Raw genomic sequence first — 514 nt, forward strand, 5'->3', positions numbered from 1 at the left:
AGGCGCTCTCCCAGCTGAGCTAAGCCCCCATATTAATATGTACTATCGGGAAGACAGGATTCGAACCTACGACCCCTTGGTCCCAAACCAAGTGCTCTACCAAGCTGAGCTACTTCCCGTAGAATAAGCGCGCCCGATAGGAGTCGAACCCATAACCTCTTGATCCGTAGTCAAACGCTCTATCCAGTTGAGCTACGGGCGCATATAATTTAAAAGATGGTGCCGAGGACCGGAATCGAACCGGTACGGTGATCTCTCACCGCAGGATTTTAAGTCCTGTGCGTCTGCCAGTTCCGCCACCCCGGCAAAATAATGGAGCGGAAGACGGGATTCGAACCCGCGACCCCCACCTTGGCAAGGTGGTGTTCTACCACTGAACTACTTCCGCATATGCGGGTGAAGGGAGTCGAACCCCCACGCCGTGAAGGCGCTAGATCCTAAGTCTAGTGCGTCTGCCAATTCCGCCACACCCGCGTATCTAATGGTGAGCCATAGAGGATTCGAACCTCTGACC

At 54.3% G+C, this 514-nt stretch carries 5 tRNA genes; all 5 read right to left on the bottom strand.

The features are described 5' to 3' along the window. Window positions 1–45: 45 nt before the first annotated feature. Window positions 46–119: transfer RNA gene (locus HMPREF3264_RS12270), tRNA-Pro, on the bottom strand. A gap of 9 nt (window positions 120–128) precedes the next feature. Next, a tRNA-Arg gene (locus tag HMPREF3264_RS12275) sits at window positions 129–202 on the bottom strand. A gap of 15 nt (window positions 203–217) precedes the next feature. Further along, window positions 218–306, bottom strand: a tRNA-Leu gene (locus HMPREF3264_RS12280). Window positions 307–313: 7 nt separating this feature from the next. Beyond that, window positions 314–388 (bottom strand) — tRNA-Gly (locus HMPREF3264_RS12285). A 3-nt stretch (window positions 389–391) separates the two neighbouring features. After that, window positions 392–474 (bottom strand) — tRNA-Leu (locus HMPREF3264_RS12290). Window positions 475–514 lie beyond the last annotated feature (40 nt).

The sequence above is a fragment of the Staphylococcus sp. HMSC62A08 genome, from assembly GCF_001839105.1.
Taxonomy (GTDB): domain Bacteria; phylum Bacillota; class Bacilli; order Staphylococcales; family Staphylococcaceae; genus Staphylococcus; species Staphylococcus caprae.